The sequence below is a fragment of the Pelosinus sp. IPA-1 genome (assembly GCF_030269905.1).
Taxonomy (GTDB): Bacteria; Bacillota; Negativicutes; order DSM-13327; family DSM-13327; genus Pelosinus.
In genome coordinates, this window is sequence record NZ_BSVC01000006.1 from 157102 (window position 1) to 177845 (window position 20744).

General features: G+C 39.2%; 19 protein-coding genes and 3 tRNA genes. 19 read left to right on the forward strand and 3 right to left on the reverse strand.

The annotated features are described in order from the left end of the window. The first annotated feature begins 31 nt into the window (after positions 1-31). The 5 genes from QSJ81_RS15645 to QSJ81_RS15665 all read left to right on the forward strand — a co-directional run bounded on the left by QSJ81_RS15645 (position 32) and on the right by QSJ81_RS15665 (position 4593). The gene (locus QSJ81_RS15645; RefSeq protein ID WP_285718298.1) at positions 32-1783 is read left to right on the forward strand and encodes an ABC transporter ATP-binding protein; all 1752 of its coding nucleotides are present in this window, start codon (positions 32-34) and stop codon (positions 1781-1783) included. Positions 1784-1857: 74 nt separating this feature from the next. Beyond that, positions 1858-2046: a DUF1737 domain-containing protein gene (locus QSJ81_RS15650; protein WP_285718299.1), complete on the forward strand. Its 189-nt coding sequence runs from the start codon at positions 1858-1860 to the stop codon at positions 2044-2046. A gap of 27 nt (positions 2047-2073) precedes the next feature. Next, entirely contained in the window at positions 2074-3126 is a 1053-nt protein-coding gene (locus QSJ81_RS15655) for an EFR1 family ferrodoxin (protein WP_285718300.1), read from the forward strand. A gap of 82 nt (positions 3127-3208) precedes the next feature. Beyond that, the gene (locus QSJ81_RS15660) at positions 3209-4066 is read left to right on the forward strand and encodes a C45 family autoproteolytic acyltransferase/hydrolase (RefSeq protein ID WP_285718301.1); all 858 of its coding nucleotides are present in this window, start codon (positions 3209-3211) and stop codon (positions 4064-4066) included. Between the two features lie 146 nt (positions 4067-4212). Then, positions 4213-4593: a hypothetical protein gene (locus tag QSJ81_RS15665; protein ID WP_285718302.1), complete on the forward strand. Its 381-nt coding sequence runs from the start codon at positions 4213-4215 to the stop codon at positions 4591-4593. A gap of 97 nt (positions 4594-4690) precedes the next feature. Here the strand turns inward: QSJ81_RS15665 and QSJ81_RS15670 are convergent, their stop codons facing one another. After that, complete coding sequence (locus tag QSJ81_RS15670) at positions 4691-5107, reverse strand: EVE domain-containing protein (RefSeq protein ID WP_285718303.1); 417 nt, start codon at positions 5105-5107, stop codon at positions 4691-4693. 97 nt (positions 5108-5204) lie between these two features. Between QSJ81_RS15670 and QSJ81_RS15675 the strand changes: the two genes are divergently transcribed. Beyond that, on the forward strand, positions 5205-5882 hold the full coding sequence (locus QSJ81_RS15675) for a uracil-DNA glycosylase (RefSeq protein ID WP_285718554.1): 678 nt from the start codon (positions 5205-5207) through the stop codon (positions 5880-5882). A 57-nt stretch (positions 5883-5939) separates the two neighbouring features. Here the strand turns inward: QSJ81_RS15675 and QSJ81_RS15680 are convergent, their stop codons facing one another. Together QSJ81_RS15680 and QSJ81_RS15685 are read right to left on the reverse strand one after the other, a co-directional pair. Further along, positions 5940-7205, reverse strand: a complete 1266-nt coding sequence (locus tag QSJ81_RS15680; protein WP_285718304.1) for an ATP-binding protein — start codon at positions 7203-7205, stop codon at positions 5940-5942. Between the two features lie 204 nt (positions 7206-7409). Next, entirely contained in the window at positions 7410-8054 is a 645-nt protein-coding gene (locus QSJ81_RS15685; RefSeq protein WP_285718305.1) for a phosphoribosyltransferase, read from the reverse strand. Positions 8055-8601: 547 nt separating this feature from the next. Between QSJ81_RS15685 and QSJ81_RS15690 the strand changes: the two genes are divergently transcribed. The 13 genes from QSJ81_RS15690 to QSJ81_RS15750 all read left to right on the forward strand — a co-directional run bounded on the left by QSJ81_RS15690 (position 8602) and on the right by QSJ81_RS15750 (position 20744). Continuing rightward, complete coding sequence (locus tag QSJ81_RS15690; protein ID WP_285718306.1) at positions 8602-9558, forward strand: aspartate carbamoyltransferase catalytic subunit; 957 nt, start codon at positions 8602-8604, stop codon at positions 9556-9558. Next, positions 9542-10831, forward strand: a complete 1290-nt coding sequence (locus tag QSJ81_RS15695) for a dihydroorotase (RefSeq protein ID WP_285718307.1) — start codon at positions 9542-9544, stop codon at positions 10829-10831. Before QSJ81_RS15690 ends, QSJ81_RS15695 begins: the two co-directional genes overlap by 17 nt. After that, positions 10828-11892, forward strand: a complete 1065-nt coding sequence (carA, locus tag QSJ81_RS15700) for a glutamine-hydrolyzing carbamoyl-phosphate synthase small subunit (protein WP_285718308.1) — start codon at positions 10828-10830, stop codon at positions 11890-11892. Before QSJ81_RS15695 ends, carA begins: the two co-directional genes overlap by 4 nt. Positions 11893-11894: 2 nt before the next feature. After that, entirely contained in the window at positions 11895-15116 is a 3222-nt protein-coding gene (gene carB, locus QSJ81_RS15705; protein ID WP_285718309.1) for a carbamoyl-phosphate synthase large subunit, read from the forward strand. Then, positions 15109-15876, forward strand: a complete 768-nt coding sequence (locus QSJ81_RS15710; RefSeq protein ID WP_285718310.1) for a dihydroorotate dehydrogenase electron transfer subunit — start codon at positions 15109-15111, stop codon at positions 15874-15876. Before carB ends, QSJ81_RS15710 begins: the two co-directional genes overlap by 8 nt. Continuing rightward, positions 15873-16811 (forward strand): dihydroorotate dehydrogenase, encoded by a 939-nt coding sequence (locus QSJ81_RS15715; RefSeq protein WP_285718311.1) that lies wholly within the window; start codon positions 15873-15875, stop codon positions 16809-16811. The genes QSJ81_RS15710 and QSJ81_RS15715 overlap by 4 nt, the downstream gene beginning before the upstream one ends. 18 nt (positions 16812-16829) lie before the next feature. Then, positions 16830-17555: an orotidine-5'-phosphate decarboxylase gene (pyrF, locus tag QSJ81_RS15720; protein WP_285718312.1), complete on the forward strand. Its 726-nt coding sequence runs from the start codon at positions 16830-16832 to the stop codon at positions 17553-17555. Beyond that, on the forward strand, positions 17548-18120 hold the full coding sequence (gene pyrE / locus QSJ81_RS15725) for an orotate phosphoribosyltransferase (protein ID WP_285718313.1): 573 nt from the start codon (positions 17548-17550) through the stop codon (positions 18118-18120). Before pyrF ends, pyrE begins: the two co-directional genes overlap by 8 nt. A gap of 185 nt (positions 18121-18305) precedes the next feature. Continuing rightward, a tRNA-Asp gene (locus tag QSJ81_RS15730) sits at positions 18306-18381 on the forward strand. A gap of 6 nt (positions 18382-18387) precedes the next feature. Next, positions 18388-18462 (forward strand) — tRNA-Gly (locus QSJ81_RS15735). 1 nt (position 18463) lies between these two features. Continuing rightward, positions 18464-18539: transfer RNA gene (locus QSJ81_RS15740), tRNA-Trp, on the forward strand. A 433-nt stretch (positions 18540-18972) separates the two neighbouring features. After that, the gene (locus tag QSJ81_RS15745) at positions 18973-19554 is read left to right on the forward strand and encodes a TetR/AcrR family transcriptional regulator (protein ID WP_285718314.1); all 582 of its coding nucleotides are present in this window, start codon (positions 18973-18975) and stop codon (positions 19552-19554) included. A 92-nt stretch (positions 19555-19646) separates the two neighbouring features. Beyond that, positions 19647-20744 (forward strand): efflux RND transporter periplasmic adaptor subunit, encoded by a 1098-nt coding sequence (locus QSJ81_RS15750; protein ID WP_285718315.1) that lies wholly within the window; start codon positions 19647-19649, stop codon positions 20742-20744.

The window sequence follows — 20744 nt, forward strand, 5'->3', positions numbered from 1 at the left end:
TAAGTTACTTATGATAAACGGAGGCTATGTTATGTCTATTTATAAAAAATTCATTCAATATTATAAACCATATCAGCGGTTATTTTATTTCGATTTATTTTGTGCATTGGTTGTTTCCTTAATCGATCTTGCATTCCCTCAGATTCTGTATTATCTTACCCATGGGGTTTTTACTGGTGATGCAACTGATATTTTGAATGTGATTGGTTTTGTCGGTGTGGGAATGCTCATCATGTACAGCATTCGTTATGCTTGTCAATATTATATCACTACATGGGGGCATATAATGGGAGCCCGAATGGAAAGCGATATGCGCCAAGATTTATTTAACCACTATCAAAGGCTGTCCTTTTCTTATTATGACAATAATAACACTGGCGAGATGATGTCAAAATTAGTATCTGATTTATTTGATATATCCGAATTGGCTCATCATGGGCCTGAAAATATTTTTATATCGACTATAAAGATTTTGGGCTCTTTTGCATTTTTGATGCTTCTCAATGTCAAAATGACATTGATTCTTTTTGTTGTTACCTTCCTCATGATTATTTTTAGTATTTATAAAAATAAAAAAATGAAAGCAGTATTTATGGATAACCGAAAAAAGATTGCCAGTGTGAACTCACGAGTGCAGGATAGCCTATCCGGTATTCGTGTTGTCAAATCTTTTGCTAATGAGGATTTGGAAAGGGAAAAGTTTTGCTCTAGTAATCTTGAATTTTTGGATTCAAAGGAAGACAGTTATAAAATTATGGGCAGCTTTCAGGCGGGTAATGCCTTTTTTCAAGGATTACTATATACGGCGGTACTTGTTAGTGGAGGCTTTTTTATTGCCAATGGTAGTTTGAAAGTTGCTGATCTTGCTGTGTATGCACTATATATCGGGATTTTTATTAATCCAATTGATGTGCTGATCAATTTTACGGAACAGTTTCAAAAGGGATATTCTGGTTTCAAACGTTTTATGGATGTGGTGGGAATAACCCCGGAAATTCTAGATAAACCGAATGCAATAACATTGACTAATGTTGAAGGTAATATTGTCTATCAAGATGTTTCTTTTCGGTACAATCAAAATACAGGCGTACTTCATAAAGTAAACATTTCCATTGAGGCTGGGAAAACAGTGGCACTGGTGGGCCCTTCTGGTGGCGGAAAAACTACACTATGTTCCCTATTGCCACGTTTTTATGATGTTACTGAAGGTGCCGTTATGATTGATGGAAAAAATGTGCGTGATGTTACGCTCAAGTCTCTGCGCAGTTCTATTGGTATTGTTCAACAGGATGTTTATATATTCGCTGGCAGCATCGGTGATAACATTGCCTATGGTAAACCAGACGCTACAGATGCAGAAATTATAGAGGCGGCTAAAAACGCCAATATTCATGATTTTATTACGAGCCTTGCTGATGGGTACGATAGTTATGTCGGTGAAAGAGGAACACGCCTTTCTGGTGGTCAAAAGCAAAGAATTGCCATTGCCCGTGTGTTTTTGAAAAATCCTAAGATTCTTATTTTGGACGAAGCAACATCTGCTTTGGATAACGAAAGCGAACGTTATATTCAGACCTCTCTGGAACGTCTTTCAAAAGATCGTACTACCATTGTTGTGGCTCATAGACTTAGCACCATTCGAAGTGCAGATGAAATTATTGTAATCAATCACAAAGGAATTCAAGAGCGGGGATCCCATGAAGAACTGTTATCTTTAAATGGTCTTTACGCTAAATATTATAAGATGCAGTTTGAAGGGTTGGATCAACTGCAAGACGAATAGTAAAATAATTAGTGAAAAAAACAGTTCTTGATTGAAAGTAATATGTAAAAGTAGCTTTAAGAGGGGGCATTTTTGTGGAAAAACAACTTAGATATCGATTGATTACAGGAAAAGATGATGCAACGTTTTGTCAGAGAATTTCTAAATTGCTAGATGAGGGGTATATGCTATATGGATCTCCTTCTGCCACGTTTAATGGAACCGATGTGATAGTGGCGCAAGCTGTTATTCTTAAGGATGTCACTGGAACCACAAAGGTATAACTAGTTTGTTGTATGGTGGTGATAGAAATGATCGAGAAGTTATTTGTATTTTATATGACGGGTACAGGTAATTCCTATAAGGTTGCAATGTGGTTTGCTGGAGTAGCAAGGTCTATGGGGGTGCAAACAGGTGTACAACAAATAAAGATCGAGAAGTTGTCTTTTGTCCCAGATGAGAAAACCTTGTGTGTGTTTACACTGCCTACTCATGGCTTTACAGCCCCTTGGTTAGTGATAAAACAGATTTTGCAGCTTCCGCGGGGGAATGGTGCGTCGGCTGCCGTTCTACCAACGCGGGCTGGTACCAGAATAAAAGGGATTGCGTTACCAGGAATGGAAGGGACAGCTGGTTACCTAACAGCATTTCTGCTATTCTTAAAAGGATATAAAATCAAGGGTGTTATGGGAATCGACATGCCTAGTAACTGGACAGCTGTTCATTGGGGGTTAAGCAAGGAGAATGCCAAATTCCTAATTTCAGAGGCAGAACCAAAAGTCAATTCTTTTGCTAAAACTGTTTTATTAGGGCAAGTTTATTTTAGCGGATTTATTCCTTTGGTTTTAGGCCTACTGTTAGCTTCGGTTTCATTTATGTATCTAATTATGGCACAACTTATTTTATCAAAACTTTTCTTTGCCTCAGATAAATGCGTAGGATGCGGGCTGTGTTCCACTATTTGTCCGACAAAAGCGATTAAAATGACTGGAAAAGTTGAAAAACGTCCATATTGGAGTTATTCCTGCGACAGCTGTATGGCTTGTATGAACTATTGCCCTTATCAAGCAATTGAAGCAAGCCCAATATTGGCTATCGTTTTTTACTATATAACTACAGTGCCTGCTGCTATCTATTTACAGCGTTATCTATTTAATGGATATCTAGATTGGCTTCCTATAAATTGGGTAGGAATTGTGCAATATGTCTTTGTATTAAGTTCAGTTTACCTTGCGCATATGCTTATTCACCAAATCATGAGATGGCGAGTATTCAGTATGGTTTTTAGCAGACTATCGCATACTCATTATTTACGCAGATATCATGCTCCAGATGTGACTTTAAAGGACATTAATAATAGATGAGTATTCTAATGTTAAAGAAAATTAATTTACCAAGAAGTATATAGTGGGACCTATTAATCTAGAAAATATGGGGGGAATAAGTTTGAAACGATATTTAGCGATATGGACCATGCTGTTGGTAATTACTTTCTCTGTTACTCCCACTCAAGCTTGTACATTATGGGCTGCAAATGGGAATGCAGTTGAGGGTGGAGGAAGCCTTATAGTAAAAAATCGTGATTGGTTACCTGACCACCAACAAGATGTACAACTTATTTCACCCGCGGATGGCTATAGATATTTGGGACTTTTTGCAATAGATGGGGCGCATAAAGGCCTAAAGGCCGGAATTAATGAAAAAGGTCTTGTGGTAGTAAGTGCTACTGCAGGAAGCATACCAGTTAAAGAACGAAAAGGAATGCCATATACCCATGGGCTTTCTGCGAGATTGCTAAAAGAGTGTAATAGTGTCGAAGAAGCTATATCAAAAACTGATTTATTTGTGGGGCCACAGATTTTAATGATCGCTGATAAAGAAAAAATTGCGACAATAGAAATTGGGCCCGAGGGTAATTTTTCTGTTATGGTGAAGGAGAATGAAGTTATCTTTCATACCAATCATTATGTAGCTGAATCTATGCTAGAATTTAACCATATTTCTGGTATAAGTAGTCAGAAAAGATATAGCCGTATTGGCGAATTGCTAAAAAATATTTCGGAGAAAGTTGATTTCGATACCTTTATAGCTCTCAGTAAAGATCAGAATGATGGACCGGATAATAGTATTTTTCGTACAGGAAGCACACCAAATAAAGCTCGGACAATGGCTGTTTGGGCAGTAGCAATACCACAAAATAACTCTCCGGAATTATATATTAGAATTCTAAATCCTAATGAAAGTGAGAAAATTTTAAGAATAAATTCTGAGGATGTTTTTAAGGGGAATTTATTGACAGAGTGAATGTTTGGACTAACTCACTCTATCTGTATTCGGATAAAATTGTGGTAGATCACGGTCCTCATAGTTTTAAAAATAACTACCAAGAAATTCAATGTATTCGATTTTAAAATTAAGCCATACTATTTATTGTAGAGGGTTCGTAATGGTTGAGCCAAGACTGGTGCCGGATCTTACAAGGGTTCGGTATTGGTCGGCCAAAGATTATTGTCGGGTCGAAAGGTTCGGCAGTAGTCGGCGGGCAGATCGTTATATGTCTTGTAAGGCTGTGCGGCAGCCCAACTGTTGTCGTATGGTCAAAAGGGATGTATAACGGTCGAGCTAAGACTGTCATGGGTGCTGAAGCTATAGGGGTCGGCCGTTGTCGGGAGATTGCGACCGGTTCGGTAGGTATCTGTGGCAGTCGAGCAAAGGTCAGTATCGGTTGTGTAATGCTTGTGGGTAGTCGAAAGATTGCGTATAGGTATGTAATGATCGGTATTGGCTGTAGCGTAGATCATTACGGGCTCTTTTTAAGGCTAACGGATTAATCCGCTAGCTTTTTCCTATTACAAAGTGCAAATTAGTAGCGAAAAAAGCCAGAGATATTCTCTGGCTTTTTCCATTGAAATTAGTGTATTTTTTTACTCAATGAGATGGTTCCTTGGCGATATTATGTAGCAATTGCCAATGCTCTTCTGATACAGGCATAACAGAAAGTCGTGATTGGCGAACTAGCTGCCAATCTTGAAAGATTGGGTTGAGTTTGATTTCTTTTAGTGTTATGGCTTTTTCTAAACGATAACGAGGCTCCACATCTACGACGACAAATCGATTGTCAGTTTCATTAGGATCGGGATAAGCTTGTGTTACGACTTCGGCGACTCCAATGATGGATTTTTCTTTGCCTGTATGATAAATAAACACCAAGTCACCAGGCTGCATTTTTTTCATATGTTTTAACGCTGCAAAATTTTTCACGCCATTCCAGCGGTCACGTCCTAATTTTTCAAGGTCTCCATAACTAAAACTTTCTGGTTCGGTTTTGGCAAGCCAGTAAGCCATAGAAATCACTCTCCTATAATATAATTTATATTTAGTGAAAATATCTACAGTAACAGAAGGAACTTTTTATGTGATATAATGGAGAAAGGTGATGAAAATGATAACATTTAAAAATGATTGGCAGGACTTACTAAAAGAAGAGTTCCAAAAAGAATATTATTTAAATTTGCGGCAATTTTTAATTAAAGAATACCAAACAAAGACTGTTTATCCTAATAAATATGATATCTTTAATGCTCTGCATTATACGGCTTATAAAGATGTTAAAGTAGTAATATTAGGTCAAGATCCATACCATGGGCCAAATCAGGCTCATGGACTTAGCTTTTCCGTAAAACCAGGTATTCAGTCTCCACCGTCCCTACAGAATATTTACAAAGAGTTAAAAGACGATTTAGGATGTTATATTCCGAATCATGGCTATCTGAAAAAATGGACAGAGCAGGGAGTGCTTTTATTAAATACTGTTCTTACGGTCGTAGAGGGACAGGCAAACTCTCATAGCAAATTGGGATGGGAGCAGGTAACTGATAAAATAATTACTTTGTTAAATGAGAGAAAAGAGCCTATTGTTTTTATTCTATGGGGGAATAATGCACAATCCAAGACAAGTTTAATAACCAATGAAAATCATTACATTATTAAGTCGGTTCATCCTAGTCCCTTATCAGCAAGCAGAGGCTTTTTCAAAAGTAAGCCTTTTTCCAAAACGAATACAATGTTAACATCCATGGGACAAACTCCGATTGATTGGCAGATTGATAATTTGGAATAATTTTCTTCTTATAGGTAAGGTCCTAACTCTAATGGGAGTTAAGACCTTACTTTTCATTTAGGATTGATGGCTCAAGAGGTGATTGATAAATTGTTGTACAGTTCGACCGGAACGTCCGTTATGTCGACGTTCCCATTTTAGAGCTTCTGCTTTTAGTTGTTCCAATGGCAAAGATATATTATTCTTGCTAGCCATTTGTTCTACGATGGCAAGATACTCTATCTGATTTGGTGACAAATAGGTAAGGGTGATACCAAAGCGCTCAGATAAAGAAAGTTTTTCATTTACAGTGTCAAAGCGATGTACATCATCTGTATTGCCTTTTCGATCATCCCAACTTTCTTTTATAAGGTGCATTCGATTTGATGTTGCATAAATGAGAACATTTTTAGGGGTTATTTCGATTCCGCCATCGATGATGGATTTTAAGTATTTATATTCAACTTCGAATTCTTCGAAGGATAAATCGTCTAAGAAAATAATGAATTTTTGTGAGTGGTCTCGAAGGCAGTCCATTAACTTGTGTAAGGATTTTAGTTCATGTTTTGAAACCTCAACAAGGCGTAGATTTTTGGCGAAAGGTTCATTAATAAGGGCCTTAACAGAAGATGATTTACCTGTTCCAGGTGACCCGATCAGTAGGATATGATTGGCAGGCTTTTCTGCAAGGAAAGCACAAGTATTTTGCACCAAAGTTTCTTTTTGTTGTTCATATCCAGTAATATCATCAAAGGTAATTTGATCAAAGTTCTTGATGCCCGTAAGTCCAGAGGTGCTGTTCCAGCGGAAGGCATTATAATCAGACATTATGCCACATCCATAAGATGAATAATAATACAATAATTTCTCTACTAATGAATTAGGTGTAGCGGTTTCGTTAAGAAGATTCAAATATGGATGTAGTATTGAATAATTGGTTACGGTAGTACTAGGAGTGTTTGGAACGAAATCGAAGAGGAACTTGCTGTTTTCTTTTTTAGATAGAATGTGTAAATCATGAGAAATAAAATTTTGTATAATCTGCATATCATGTAATGCTGCTTGGTATAGCGTAGAATCACAAGCTAGGATTCCCTTGCTTTTTTCTACAGTCTTACTAAAGATATTTTCATCCTTAGCAATTAAGTAAATAAGATAATTTCTTAGCAAGTTCCCTTCTAAATGTAGTTGTTCTGCTTTAGAGAAAAGTTCGCTGCAAAGTTCATAATACAACCGTTTAGGACAATTATCGTCTTGTAGAAGTTGCACCTTCTTTATAATATTATCATCTAAAATATTACGATAAAGTATTAAGTTGTGTAGAGTAAATTCCTTAGTAATCATAGTATTCCAATCCTTTTTTCGCAAAATTACTCGTTTTAGTTTTCTATATTATTGGCCAAAAAGGGACAATATCCTTTAAAAGTACTAAGTTTAATACAAAAATATAAAGCTCTCGATTCCAGGAATTGAAACCAAGAGCTTCATTATTATAGAAGATAACATGCTGGTCAGTATTTTTTCAATGGATTGTCTCTTAGAATTTTATTACATACGAGGATGATTTATCTCATGTAAAATAGCGAGTACTTCCTCATCTTCTGTTTGGGGGAAGTCCTCATAATACATGCCAACCGCTCCAAAGGACTCCGGTTGAAAGGGACAGATTATTTTATCAACTTGTGTATCAAGTATTTCTATTACATCAGGAGGGGCGACTGGTACAGCAATGATTATCTTGGCTGGATTTAATGTTTTAATCCACTGTACTGCTGCTTGAATTGTATAACCAGTAGCAATCCCGTCGTCAATAATTACTACAGTTCGGTTTGTTACTTCTGGAGGTTGGTCGCTTCCGGTATAAGCCAGCATTCGCCGTTTGATTTCACCATGTTGGCTCTGAATCATTTGCTGTAGTTCAGTTTGTCCAATACTGAACCTTTCAAGAGTACACTGGTCTAAAACAGCACTACCGTCAGGCATGACTGCTCCAATAGCAACCTCTGGGTTTAAAGGATGGCCAATCTTTCTAGTAACCAACACTCCTAAACTGCTATTTAATTGTTGTGCTAATGGAGCAGCAACTACTACACCGCCTCGTGGCACTGCTAACAGGCAAATGTTGTTGCCAGATAAAACCGTCGATAGCTTATCAGCTAGCATTTTACCAGCTTCGGTACGGTCCTTAAACATGCGCATATCCCCTTAATCAAGAGAGTAATATCGTTCAGGTGAAAGTATTACTCTTAGTTTTTCTTAATTATGATGAACTTATTCTAATGTACTTTACTTCTATTATAAATAAGGCTCTTGATGAAAGTACACAGTATGAATAAAGATATTGACATATAAGGGCTGTTTTTGATATAATCACCCTAATAGAATACTACCTTTAACGTGGTCCTGTGAGGCTGCAAAGGAGACATTTACTAAAGTAGTGTATATTTATGCCTTCTTGCGTCATCACACGCCAGAAGGCTTTTTTATGCATGTTTTAAAGGGATTGACAACCGTTTCAATAATTTGATAGTATATATATAAGTAAAACATGCATAAATATAAATGGCTTTCACAAAAGTCTAATATGGTAGGGCGTATTCTGTTGCAAAAATACAAATACTATCCTTTAAGCTAATCCAGAGAGTTTGGCAAGGGTGTTTGTTCGGCCACAAGTCTATCTTGTTGCCCTGAAGCTCCTTGCCTACCTGGTAAGGAGTTTTATTTATGAGGAGGAGTGGCTGTGAGTAAACGCCAAATATCATTACGGGGAAAAGACATTTTAGGTCTTGAAACGATGACTGTGCCAGAGATGGAATTGATTTTAGAGACTGCTCGAGAAATGAAGGGGATTATTGGCCGTGATATAAAAAAGGTGCCATCATTACGAGGTAAGTCCGTTGTAAATTTATTTTTTGAAGCAAGTACTAGAACACGTACTTCTTTTGAATTAGCTGGTAAATACCTTGGGGCAGATGTAGTAAATATCACTGCGAGTGCAAGTAGTGTGACAAAAGGGGAAAGCCTGCGGGATACTTTATATACAATAGAAGCTATGGGGGTAGACGTGATTGTTATGCGTCACGAGGCTGAAGGTTCTGCCCAGTATGCGGCGAATATAGCCTCCCCTGTAATTATCAATGCTGGAGATGGAGCTCATGAGCATCCTACCCAAGGGCTTCTGGATATGTTTACGATTAAAGAAAGCAAGGGTAAACTTGCAGGGCTTAAAGTTGCTATTATCGGTGACATTTTTCATAGCCGAGTCGCTAGGTCTAATATTTGGGGGCTCATGAAAATGGGAGCTGAAGTTCACTTAGCAGGACCAAAAACCTTAATGCCTCGTGGTATTGAACAAGCAGGGGTTTTTGTCCATGACAGAGTGGAAGCGGCCATAGAGGGAGCTGATGTTGTCAATGTTCTACGCATTCAGCGGGAACGGCAGCATAAAGGTTTATTCCCATCCGCAAGAGAATATGCACGTATTTTTGGTGTGAATCAAGCTCGCTTGGATTTAGCAAAGCCAGATGCACTAGTTATGCACCCAGGTCCGATGAATCGAGGATTAGAGATTTCTCCTGATATAGCCTATGGTGATCAATCTGTTATTCAAGAGCAAGTCAAAAATGGATTAGCAGTGAGAATGGCAGCTTTATTTTTGGTGTTGACAGGAGGTAAGAACATTGAAACTATTGCTTAAAAATGGACGAATGATCGACCCAGCTCAGAATATTGATAAAGTTACTGATATATTGATAGAAAATGGTTTAATTGCTAAAATTGGAGACAATCTAAATGAAGTAGGAGCGGAAGTGTTTGATGCTCAAGGGCTCGTGATTGCTCCTGGATTTGTAGATATGCATGTACATCTAAGGGAACCAGGACTAGAAGCAAAAGAAGATATTGCATCGGGTACTAGAGCTGCAGCAGCAGGTGGTTTTACTACCATCGCGTGTATGCCCAACACAAGTCCTACTATAGATAATGCCATTCTAGTATCGGGTATATTGCAGAGAGCGCAGTTAGAGGGTGTAGTGAATGTTAAGGTCATTGGAGCTTTAAGTAAAGGTCAGCAAGGCAAAGAATTATCCGAAATTGGTGACATGATACTTTCAGGCGCAGTTGCCATTTCGGATGATGGAAGTTCCTTGGATAATAATCGACTTTTTAAAACGGCTCTTGAGTATACAAGTATGTTTGGATGTCCTGTCATTTCTCACGCTGAGGATGAATCCTTGGTAGAAGAAGGAGTCATGCATGAAGGTGCAGTTTCGGCTATGTTAGGAATGAAAGGTCGACCTGCTGTAGCCGAAGACATTGCAGTCGCTCGCGATATAATGCTTGCCGAGTATACTGATTCTTTGCTTCATATTGCTCATGTCAGCAGCAAAGGTGCAGTAGAGTTAATTCGCCAAGCTAAAAAACGGGGTGTTAAGGTCACTGCTGAAGTAACACCACATCATCTTACTCTAACAGATGAGGCTGTAAAAACTTTTGATACAGCCACTAAAGTAAACCCGCCACTCCGCTCCTCTGATCATGTTGCCGCCTTGCTAGAAGGGTTAAAGGATGGTACATTAGACGCCATTGCAACAGATCATGCTCCCCATGCCTTTGAAGAAAAGGATCGAGAGTACAAACAAGCACCTTCTGGTTTTGCCGGGCTAGAAACAGCCATAGGAGTTGTTTTGACGGATCTATATCATACAGGAAAGTTCACATTGGTTGAGATTGTCGAGAGGATGTCAACAGCTCCTTCTCGTATATTAGGAATTAAGGCAGGGGGACTAGCGGTAGGATCCCCGGCAGATATAACGATCATAGATGCAGATTTGGAATGGGTGGTAGACAGTAGTACCTTTTATACAAAAGGGAAACACACTCCATATGAGAAAAAAATATTAAAGGGCAAAGCGGTTGCTACACTAGTGAATGGCAATTTCGTAATGCAAAAAGGCGAGGTATGTATATGAAAGGGAAACTTATATTAGAAGACGGCTCCGTGTTTTACGGAAATCTGGTAGCAGATAGTAGTGCCGTTGGAGAAGTAGTATTTAATACAGGGATGACAGGATACCAAGAAATACTAACTGACCCGTCTTATTGCGGTCAGATCGTAACCTTGACCTATCCTCTCATTGGAAACTATGGCGTGGCAGATCTATTTGAACAGTCAAGAAAATCATTTGTTCGCGGCTTTATTATTAGCGAACTTTGTGAGGAACCAAGTAATTATCAGTGTGAAAATACATTGACCAAATATTTAACGGATCATAATATTCCGTGTATATATGGAGTGGATACTCGCGCAATCACGCGGCGTATTCGTGCCAATGGAACGATGAAAGGTGTTATTGTTCCAGCAGAAACAAGTGAAGAAGAAAGCAAAAAATATTTCGCAGTACTTCCTGAAATGAAAGAAGTACAGGAAGTGACCACTCCTGAAATATATAAGATTGAAAATAAAGGACCTCATGTAGTAGTAATGGATTTTGGTATTAAAAACAACATCTTACGTTCTCTTCATCATTTAGGTTGTAATTTAACGGTTGTGCCAGCAGATACTACAGCTGAGAACATTATGAACTTAAAACCTGATGGCGTCTTTTTGTCAAATGGGCCAGGAGATCCCAAAGATGTACCCTATGCCATTGAAACGATTAAAAAATTAATAGACAAAAAACCGATTTTCGGTATTTGCTTAGGTCACCAATTATTAGCGTTAGCGTTAGGTGCAGATACCTATAAATTGAAATTTGGTCATAGAGGTTCCAATCAACCGGTAAAGAATTTGTTAACGGGCAGAGTGCATATTACCTCTCAAAATCATGGATATGCAGTTGAGGAATCTTCCTTTGAAAATTTGGATGTATGTATTAGCCATAGGGCTGTAAATGATAATACAGTAGAAGGTATGCGTCATAAAAGCTTGCCAGTCTTCTCTGTACAATATCATCCTGAAGCATCGCCAGGGCCAGATGATAGCACGTATTTATTTGAAGAATTTATGGCGCTGTTGCCGAAGGGAGTTTAATTATGCCAAAGAAGGAATATCTAAAAAAAGTCATGGTAATCGGTTCAGGGCCTATCGTTATTGGGCAGGCTGCAGAATTTGATTATGCAGGTACCCAAGCGTGCCGCGCACTAAAAGAAGAGGGATTGGAGGTAATATTGGTTAACAGTAATCCAGCAACGATTATGACAGATACCAATATTGCTGACCGTGTATATATAGAGCCTCTAACTCCAGATTTTTTGGAAGCAATTATCGCAAAAGAACGTCCAGACGGGCTCTTAGCTACATTAGGAGGGCAGGCAGGGCTAAACTTAGCTGTTAACTTATATGAAAATGGTGTACTGTCCAATTTTAATGTAGAACTATTGGGAACTTCATTGGAAGCAATCAAAAAGGCAGAAGACCGTGAATTATTTAAAGCAACGATGCAATCCATTGGCCAACCCGTTCCAGAAAGTATTACTGTAGAAGATGTAGAAAGTGCCTGTGAATTTGCAAGGCAAATCGGTTACCCTATTATTGTGCGTCCTGCTTATACCATGGGGGGAGCTGGCGGCGGTATTGTAGATAACGAAAACGACCTGATTGATGTTGTAATTCGTGGATTGAAATATAGTATGATTGGTCAGGTTTTAATTGAACGAAGTGTGGCTGGTTGGAAAGAGATTGAATATGAAGTCATGCGTGATGCTGCAGACAACTGTATTGTTGTGTGTAATATGGAAAACTTTGATCCAGTCGGCGTTCATACTGGAGATAGTATTGTAGTAGCTCCTTCTCAAACTCTGAGTGATCATGAATATCAAATGCTTAGAACTGCTTCTTTAAAAATCATTCGTGAACTCGGAATTGAAGGCGGTTGCAATGCCCAATATGCCCTTGATCCTCATAGTAGTCAATATTACGTTATTGAAGTAAATCCTCGGGTTAGTCGTTCCAGTGCGTTAGCTTCTAAAGCCACAGGATATCCTATTGCGAAAGTTGCCAGTAAGATTGCGATTGGTTACAACCTTGATGAAATACAAAATGCAGTCACGAAAAAAACCATGGCATGTTTTGAACCTACTCTAGATTATTTAGTAGTAAAATTCCCGCGTTGGCCTTTCGATAAATTCATGTTTGCTGATAGAATACTTGGCACACAAATGAAAGCTACAGGGGAAGTCATGTCCATTGATCGTTCCTTTGAAGGCGCTCTATTAAAAGCAGTACGTTCACTAGAGATTGGACTCAATCATTTGCAAATACCTGAAATGGCGAACTTATCGACGGAAGATGTGCACAAAAAGTTAACCGTTGCTAATGATGAACGGATATTTATGATAGCAGAGGCGTTGCGTAGGGGTATTTCGGTTGATGAAATCCATCGAATTACTAGTATTAACACCTTTTTCTTAAATAAGATTAAAAATATTATAGCTATGGAAGTATTGCTTAAAACAGAGGAGATATCCTCCGAATGTATGTTAAAAGCAAAAAAAATGGGCTTTACCGACAGAACTATCGCTGCATTATCTTCTAGTTCAATAGAAGAAATCAGAACTTCTCGCAAACAACAAGGTATTGTACCGTCCTATAAAATGGTAGATACTTGTGCCGCTGAGTTTGAAGCGGATACACCTTATTATTACTCTACCTATGCCCAAGAAGATGAAGTGACAGTCTCGGAAAAACGTAAGGTTATGGTTTTAGGTTCAGGCCCTATTCGTATCGGGCAGGGTGTAGAGTTTGACTATTGCTCTGTACATTCTGTTTGGGCTCTTAGAGAGATGGGTTTAGAATCTATTATCGTTAATAATAATCCTGAAACGGTAAGTACCGATTTTGATACAGCAGATCGTCTTTATTTTGAACCCTTGACTCCTGAAGATGTAATGAACATTATTGATAAAGAAAAACCAGAAGGTGTTATTGTACAGTTTGGAGGGCAGACAGCAATTAACTTGGCTCAGCCTTTAGCAAAAGCTGGTGTTAAAATATTAGGTACCAGTGTAGATAACATAGATCGAGCGGAAGATAGAGAACGCTTTGATGAGCTTCTTGAAGCAAATAACATTCCAAGACCTCAAGGTGGTACAGTCACGAATGGGGCAGATGCTGTTATAGAAGCAGCTAAGATTGGTTATCCAGTTGTAGTAAGGCCTTCCTATGTATTAGGCGGTCGTGCTATGGAGATTGTTTATACGGAAGCAGAATTAAAAGACTATATGACGAGAGCGGTTAAAGCTTCACCTGAGCATCCTGTATTAGTAGATCGTTATATGCAAGGTACAGAGGTAGAAGTGGATGCCATTTCTGACGGTAAAGATGTATTTATCCCAGGTATTATGGAGCATGTGGAAAGAGCTGGGGTGCATTCAGGTGATAGTATCGCTGTATACCCAACCAAGAGCTTGTCACCTGCCATTATTAATACAATCGTGGACTATACAACTAGATTGGCAGTTGGCTTAGAGGTCAAAGGACTTATTAATATTCAATATGTAGTAGTAGACGAAAACGTCTATGTTATTGAGGTAAATCCACGTTCTAGTCGTACGATTCCTTTCTTAAGTAAAGTAACAGATGTGCCAATGGTAAATGTAGCTACCCGCGTAGCTATGGGAGAAAGTCTTGCTTCTCTTGGTTATAAATCTGGTTTGTTACCATCTAAACCATATACGGCGGTTAAAGCACCAGTTTTCTCTTTCTCTAAGATGCAGCAAGTAGATATATCCTTAGGGCCAGAAATGAAATCTACTGGCGAAGTTATGGGGATTGATTATCATTATGCCAGAGCCTTATACAAAGCCATTACAGGTGCTGGGATGAACGTGCCTGAGTATGGAACGGTATTATTCACCGTAGCAGACAAAGATAAAGAAGAGGGCGGGGAACTAGCCAAAAACCTTGCAGATCTTGGATATCATTTAGTAGCGACGGGTGGTACTGCGAAACATCTGCAGTCTTTAGGACTAACTGTCAATACTGTGGATAAAGTTCATGAACATAAACCTGACATTATTCAGATGATCAAAACAGGAAAAATTAACATGGTTATCAATACACTGACTCATGGCAAAGAACCAGAGCGCGATGGCTACAAAATTCGTCGAGCAACAGTAGAACATGCTATTCCTTGTTTTACTTCTATGGATACAGCAAAGGCTGTATTAGAGGTTCTCACCTTCATGCGGGAGCGTCGCTTGTCTTACGTATTAGCAATACAAGATTATGTAGGTGGAGGGGATAGCCTTGCCTAAACTAGTGGTAGAAGCTCAGATTGTACGTAATAGTGAGATTGGCAATCAAGTGAAAGAATTAGTCCTATACGCCCCAGAAATTGCCAGAGTGGCAAAACCAGGACAATTTCTTCATGTGAGAGTGGCTAAGTCCTATCATCCCTTACTGCGTCGCCCCCTGAGCATTTCTGGCGCAGATAGAGAGGCTGGAACAGTTAGTACAATTTACCGGATAGTCGGACAAGGTACCGCTTACTTGGCGACCTTAGATACTAAGGATTCTGTAGACTGCATGGGTCCCTTAGGCAATGGTTTTTCAATACAAGGTCAACGCCCTTTGTTAGTTGGTGGGGGAATGGGATTGGCGCCGCTAGTGTATCTAGCTGGTGCCTTATGCCCACGCCCTAGTGAGGTATTAATGGGCGGTCGTACAAAAGAAGAAATGTTTTGGCTTAGTATGTTCCATAACATGTGTAATAATATCCACGTAACAACAGATGATGGTACGTTAGGAAGTGCTGGTGTAACATTAGATATATTGCCTGAGTTATTGAAGAAATCCACTTTTGATATGATTTACACTTGCGGCCCCCGAGTTATGATGGAGGGGGTAGCGAGACTTGCCGAAGAACACAACATTCCTTGTCAAGTTTCTTTAGAGGACTTCATGGCCTGTGGTATTGGAGGCTGTTTGTCCTGCACTTGTGCCGCTAATGATGGGACGCGGAAAAAAGTATGTACGGATGGTCCTGTGTTTTGGGCTCAGGAGGTGATTTCATGAGTAGAGGGCAAGACTGCTGTACTCAGAAGGATATGCTTTCCGTAAGTATAGCCGGAATTGAAATGAAAACTCCCGTTATGACTGCTTCTGGAACCTTTGGTTTTGGGCTGGAATATACGGACTATGTAGATTTAAACAAGATTGGTGCCCTAGTTGTGAAAGGGACAACCCTGGCACCACGTTCGGGAAATAATGGGCGGCGTATTGCTGAGACGCCAGCTGGTATGCTAAATTCCATTGGTCTAGAAAATCCAGGAGTAGATGAATTTTTAGCTAATACATTACCACGGTTATCAAAATATGACGTGCCTGTTATTGTGAATATGTCAGGTAATACAGTAGAAGAATATGGGGAATTAGCTGCTCGTCTTACTGTTAAAGGTATTGCAGGAGTAGAACTTAATATTTCCTGTCCTAATGTAAAAGAAGGTGGCATTGCTTTTGGAACGAATTGCGATAGCGCCTCTGCCGTAGTACGGCAAGTAAAAGAGAATACCAATCTACCAGTCATTGTAAAGTTATCTCCCAATGTAACGGATATTGTTGCTATGGCTCAGGCAGTAGAAGCAGCTGGCGCAGATGCCATATCCCTTATTAATACCTTACTGGGGATGTCGATTGATATTCATAAATGGCGTCCTGTATTAGGTAATGTAGTGGGGGGGCTATCGGGACCGGCAGTAAAACCAGTTGCAGTTCGTATGGTATGGCAAGTTGCCCAAGCTGTTAGCGTACCGATCATTGGTATGGGCGGAATTATGACAGCGGAAGATGCGATTGAATTTATGTTGGCAGGGGCTAGTGCTGTAGCGGTAGGTACGGCTAACTTTGTCGATCCTCGGGCCTCTCAATCCGTAGCAGACGGTATTAAAGACTATCTCGTGCAACGTGGTTTAAACCATGTTAGCCAATTAGTAGGTAAAGTCAGTATATAAAATATTGGATGTGAGTGAATGAACGGTGATAAACGTTTAATCGTAGCTTTAGATGTTCATAGTATGGAAAAGGTACAGCAACTTGTGGAGCAACTAGGTGATTCTGTTAATTACTATAAAGTAGGCATGGAGCTTTTCTATAGTGTGGGAAGTCAAGTTATCACTTATTTGCGCCAACAAAACAAAGATATTTTTTTAGATTTGAAATTACATGACATACCGAACACGGTAGGACAAGGATTAGCTTCTTTGACTGAATTAGGTGCAAACATGCTCAATGTGCATGCATCCGGTGGATTTACTATGATGCAAACTGCAGCGAAAGCTGTAAAGAATAAAGCAGAACAGATGAATGTTTGCCCACCTAAGTTAATTGCAGTTACTGTATTAACGAGTATGAATCAAGAAGAATGGTCAACCCTTGGTTTTGACTCAGATTTGTCTGAGCAGGTAGTTCATTTAGCTAAATTGGCACAAAAAGCAGGTTTAGATGGAGTGGTGGCATCGCCACAAGAGGCAAAGCAAATTCGCGCTGCATGTGGTAATGACTTTATAATAGTTACTCCTGGTATTCGGCCAAGTGGAGCAGCGATTAACGACCAGAGTCGTATTGCTACACCAGCTGGTGCGCTTTTAAATGGGGCTAATCATTTAGTGATTGGACGCCCGATTACTGGAGTAACCGATCCAAGACAAGCTGCAGAAGATATTTTAAAAGAAATGAGGGACTATAGTCATGAATGAAACACAAGTAAGACAATTGTTTGTTGATACAGGTGCCATCCTGGAAGGACATTTTTTATTGACGTCAGGATTACATAGCCCTTTATATGTCGAGAAATTTCAAGTATTGCAATATCCAGAACATACAGCAAGCTTGTGTAAGGCACTGGCAGAACGGTTTGCTCAAGATCAAGTAGAGTTAGTAATTGGCCCTGTTACTGGCGGGATCTTATTGGCCCATGAGGTTGGGAAGAATCTTGGAACTCGTGCTATCTTTACAGAGCGTGAAAATGGTAAAATGACCTTACGGCGTGGGTTTACCATAAAGCCTGGTGAACGGGTATTAATTGTAGAAGATATTGTTACTACAGGTGGTTCTGTGCAAGAGGTTCTAGATGTTGTCCGTGAACATGGCGGTACACCTGTAGGTGTAGGTATCTTAGTAGATAGGAGTGGCGGCAAAGCTGACTTTGGTGTGCCTCATCAAGCATTATTGCATCTAACGGTGGAGACATACCAACCAGACAATTGTCCCCTGTGTGCCCAAGGGAACCCTATAACAAAACGTGGCAGTCGCAAGTTATAAAGGAACTTTAAGGTTCAGATGAAGGTATTTCACTTCAATCTGAATCTTAGTCTTTATATAATAGTGAATAAGTGGTAAAAGATAATAAAAATTTATAGTAAATTAACATAATTCGTTAAAAAATGTCTTGCCATTAAGAACAAGTTGTGTTATTATTATCAAGTCGGTGGTTGACGCGACAATGTGGCCCAGTAGTTTAGCGGTTAGAATGCCGCCCTGTCACGGCGGAGGTCGTCGGTTCAAATCCGATCTGGGTCGCCATTTATTGCGGAAATAGCTCAGCGGTAGAGCATCGCCTTGCCAAGGCGAGGGTCGGGAGTTCGAATCTCCTTTTCCGCTCCATAGGGGTATAGCTCAATTGGTAGAGTAGCGGTCTCCAAAACCGTTGGTTGAGGGTTCAAGTCCTTCTGCCCCTGCCACTTAAACACACAGAATCTCTCATGTCGAGGGGTTCTTTTTTCATTTTATATGATTAACCTTGCTTAAATAAGCGCTCATTACATAACTACACCATATAATGGAATAAAAGAAATTTATTATGTTGGGTGATGATTTCTGGCTGAAGAATGTGACTGTAAAGAATCAGTAAGTGCTTTAATTCTTAAGAAATTAGATGATATCCGAAATACTGTGAAAAGAGAATATCGGTCTGAATCCTATACTACGTTTTTCTACTTTAGGACCTATATACGAGGCAATACAATGAGATGTTTTATGAGAAAAACCAGTACAATTAGAAGGTTTTTACTTGTCTCAAATTTTCATTGACAATAGATTAGGTTTGGAGGATAATAACAACATACCGACTGGTAGGTTTGTTGTTATTATTTTTATGACAAGGTGGATGATATAGTGACCAAAGAGAATATTATCATTGTAGCGTTGCGCTTATCGCTAACGCGCGGCTATAAGTCGGTTTCACTCATAGATGTTGCGAATGAGATTGGCATTACTAAAGGAGGGATATATCATTATTTCTCCAGTAAAGATGAGTTATTGCGGGCTGCGCTCCACTTTTCCCTTGATTATTTTGAAAAGAGATATGCTGAATTATTAAGTAATAAGAGTACCCTGCGAGAAATTTTATACGCCTTATTGGTTGATAATGTATTCGATGAAGATTCTAAGCAATTTATAGGATCTACAGGAGAATGCAACGTAGATCACGTGCACTTTTACATTGAAATGATGCAGCGATTTTCTGAAATTCAAGAAAGGGTACAAGAAATTAATGTGTCAACTTGTGAGGCTTTTGCAAAAAGAATTCAGGTTGCGATGGACAAGGGCGAAATTAAGAAAAATCTTGATTGTTATGCATTAGCAGCCAATGTTATGGCATTGGTAAATGGTCAAAAATCATTAGGAAGTAATTTTCAATCTCAAGAGATGCGTAAGCGCATGATGGATTCGATGTGGACATTGATGAATAGTTAGGGCTGATAGAAAGCTCTAATTATTTTTTTGGCATAACATACCGACTGGTAGGTATGTTATGGTTATTTTAGAAGAAATTGGAGGACAGATTAATGAATCGATTGAAACAAACTAAATTTTGGATTATTCCAATTGTACTTATTATTGGGATTACGTTAGTATTTCGCAGTGGTGTCTTTGCGAGCAAAGACAAAACAAAAGTTGTTGATAATTCTTTGAGCGTAAAAGTTATAGAAGCACAGCAGGTGGATCTAGTACCTAGCTTGACGTTTACTGGTTCCCTAGAAGGTCAAGTCTCGGCTACCGTTAGTGCTAAAATTTCTGGATTAATTGAAGAAGTTTTTGTTCAAGAGGGACAACAAGTTAAAGCGGGTGACCCATTGGTAAGACTAGGCACAGTTGAGCTTGCAAACGCTGCACGTCAAGCAAGTGATGCTGTAAATAAGGCGCAGGCGAACTATGAATTGGCATTAAATGATTTTAACCGTTATCAAACCTTATATGAAAAAGGAGCCACTTCTGAGCAACAATTAGATAATGCTAAGGCAAAGCTTAAAACAGCTCAGGCCGACTTATCAAGTGCTACAGCTAACCAAAGCAGCTCCGAACAACAATATAGTTATGGCGTTATTAACTCACCAGTCGACGGTCTGGTTGCGAATAAAACAGCGACTGTTGGACAGGTGGTTTCTCCAGGGCTGGCATTGATGACAGTACAAGATATTAATCAGGTGTATGCTGTAGTCAATGTAGAGCAAAAAGAATTAGGACGTGTGAAAATTGGTCAAAAAGCAAACGTGACTATCGACGCTTATCCTGGTAAAGTTTTTTCAGGCGTAGTTGATATTATGAATCCCGAAGCAGGATCAGCCAGTCGTATGTTCCGTGTTAAGATTAAAATTGATAATGCTAGCGGTGAGTTAAAGCCTGGTATGTTTGCTAAAGTACAATTAACAACAGGTAATAATTATAAAGTTATTACTGTTCCCCAAGCTGCTGTTCTTCAAAAGCAAGGTATCAATTATGTATTTGTTTTAGAAGGTGGTAAAGCTCTTCGCCACCAAGTTGAAATCGGTGAGATTTCTGAGAACACGATCATCATAAAATCTGGCTTACAGCCGGGTGAACAAGTTATTATAAACAGCGTAAACCGACTAAATGATGGAGATGCTGTAAAAGTAACGCAGTAG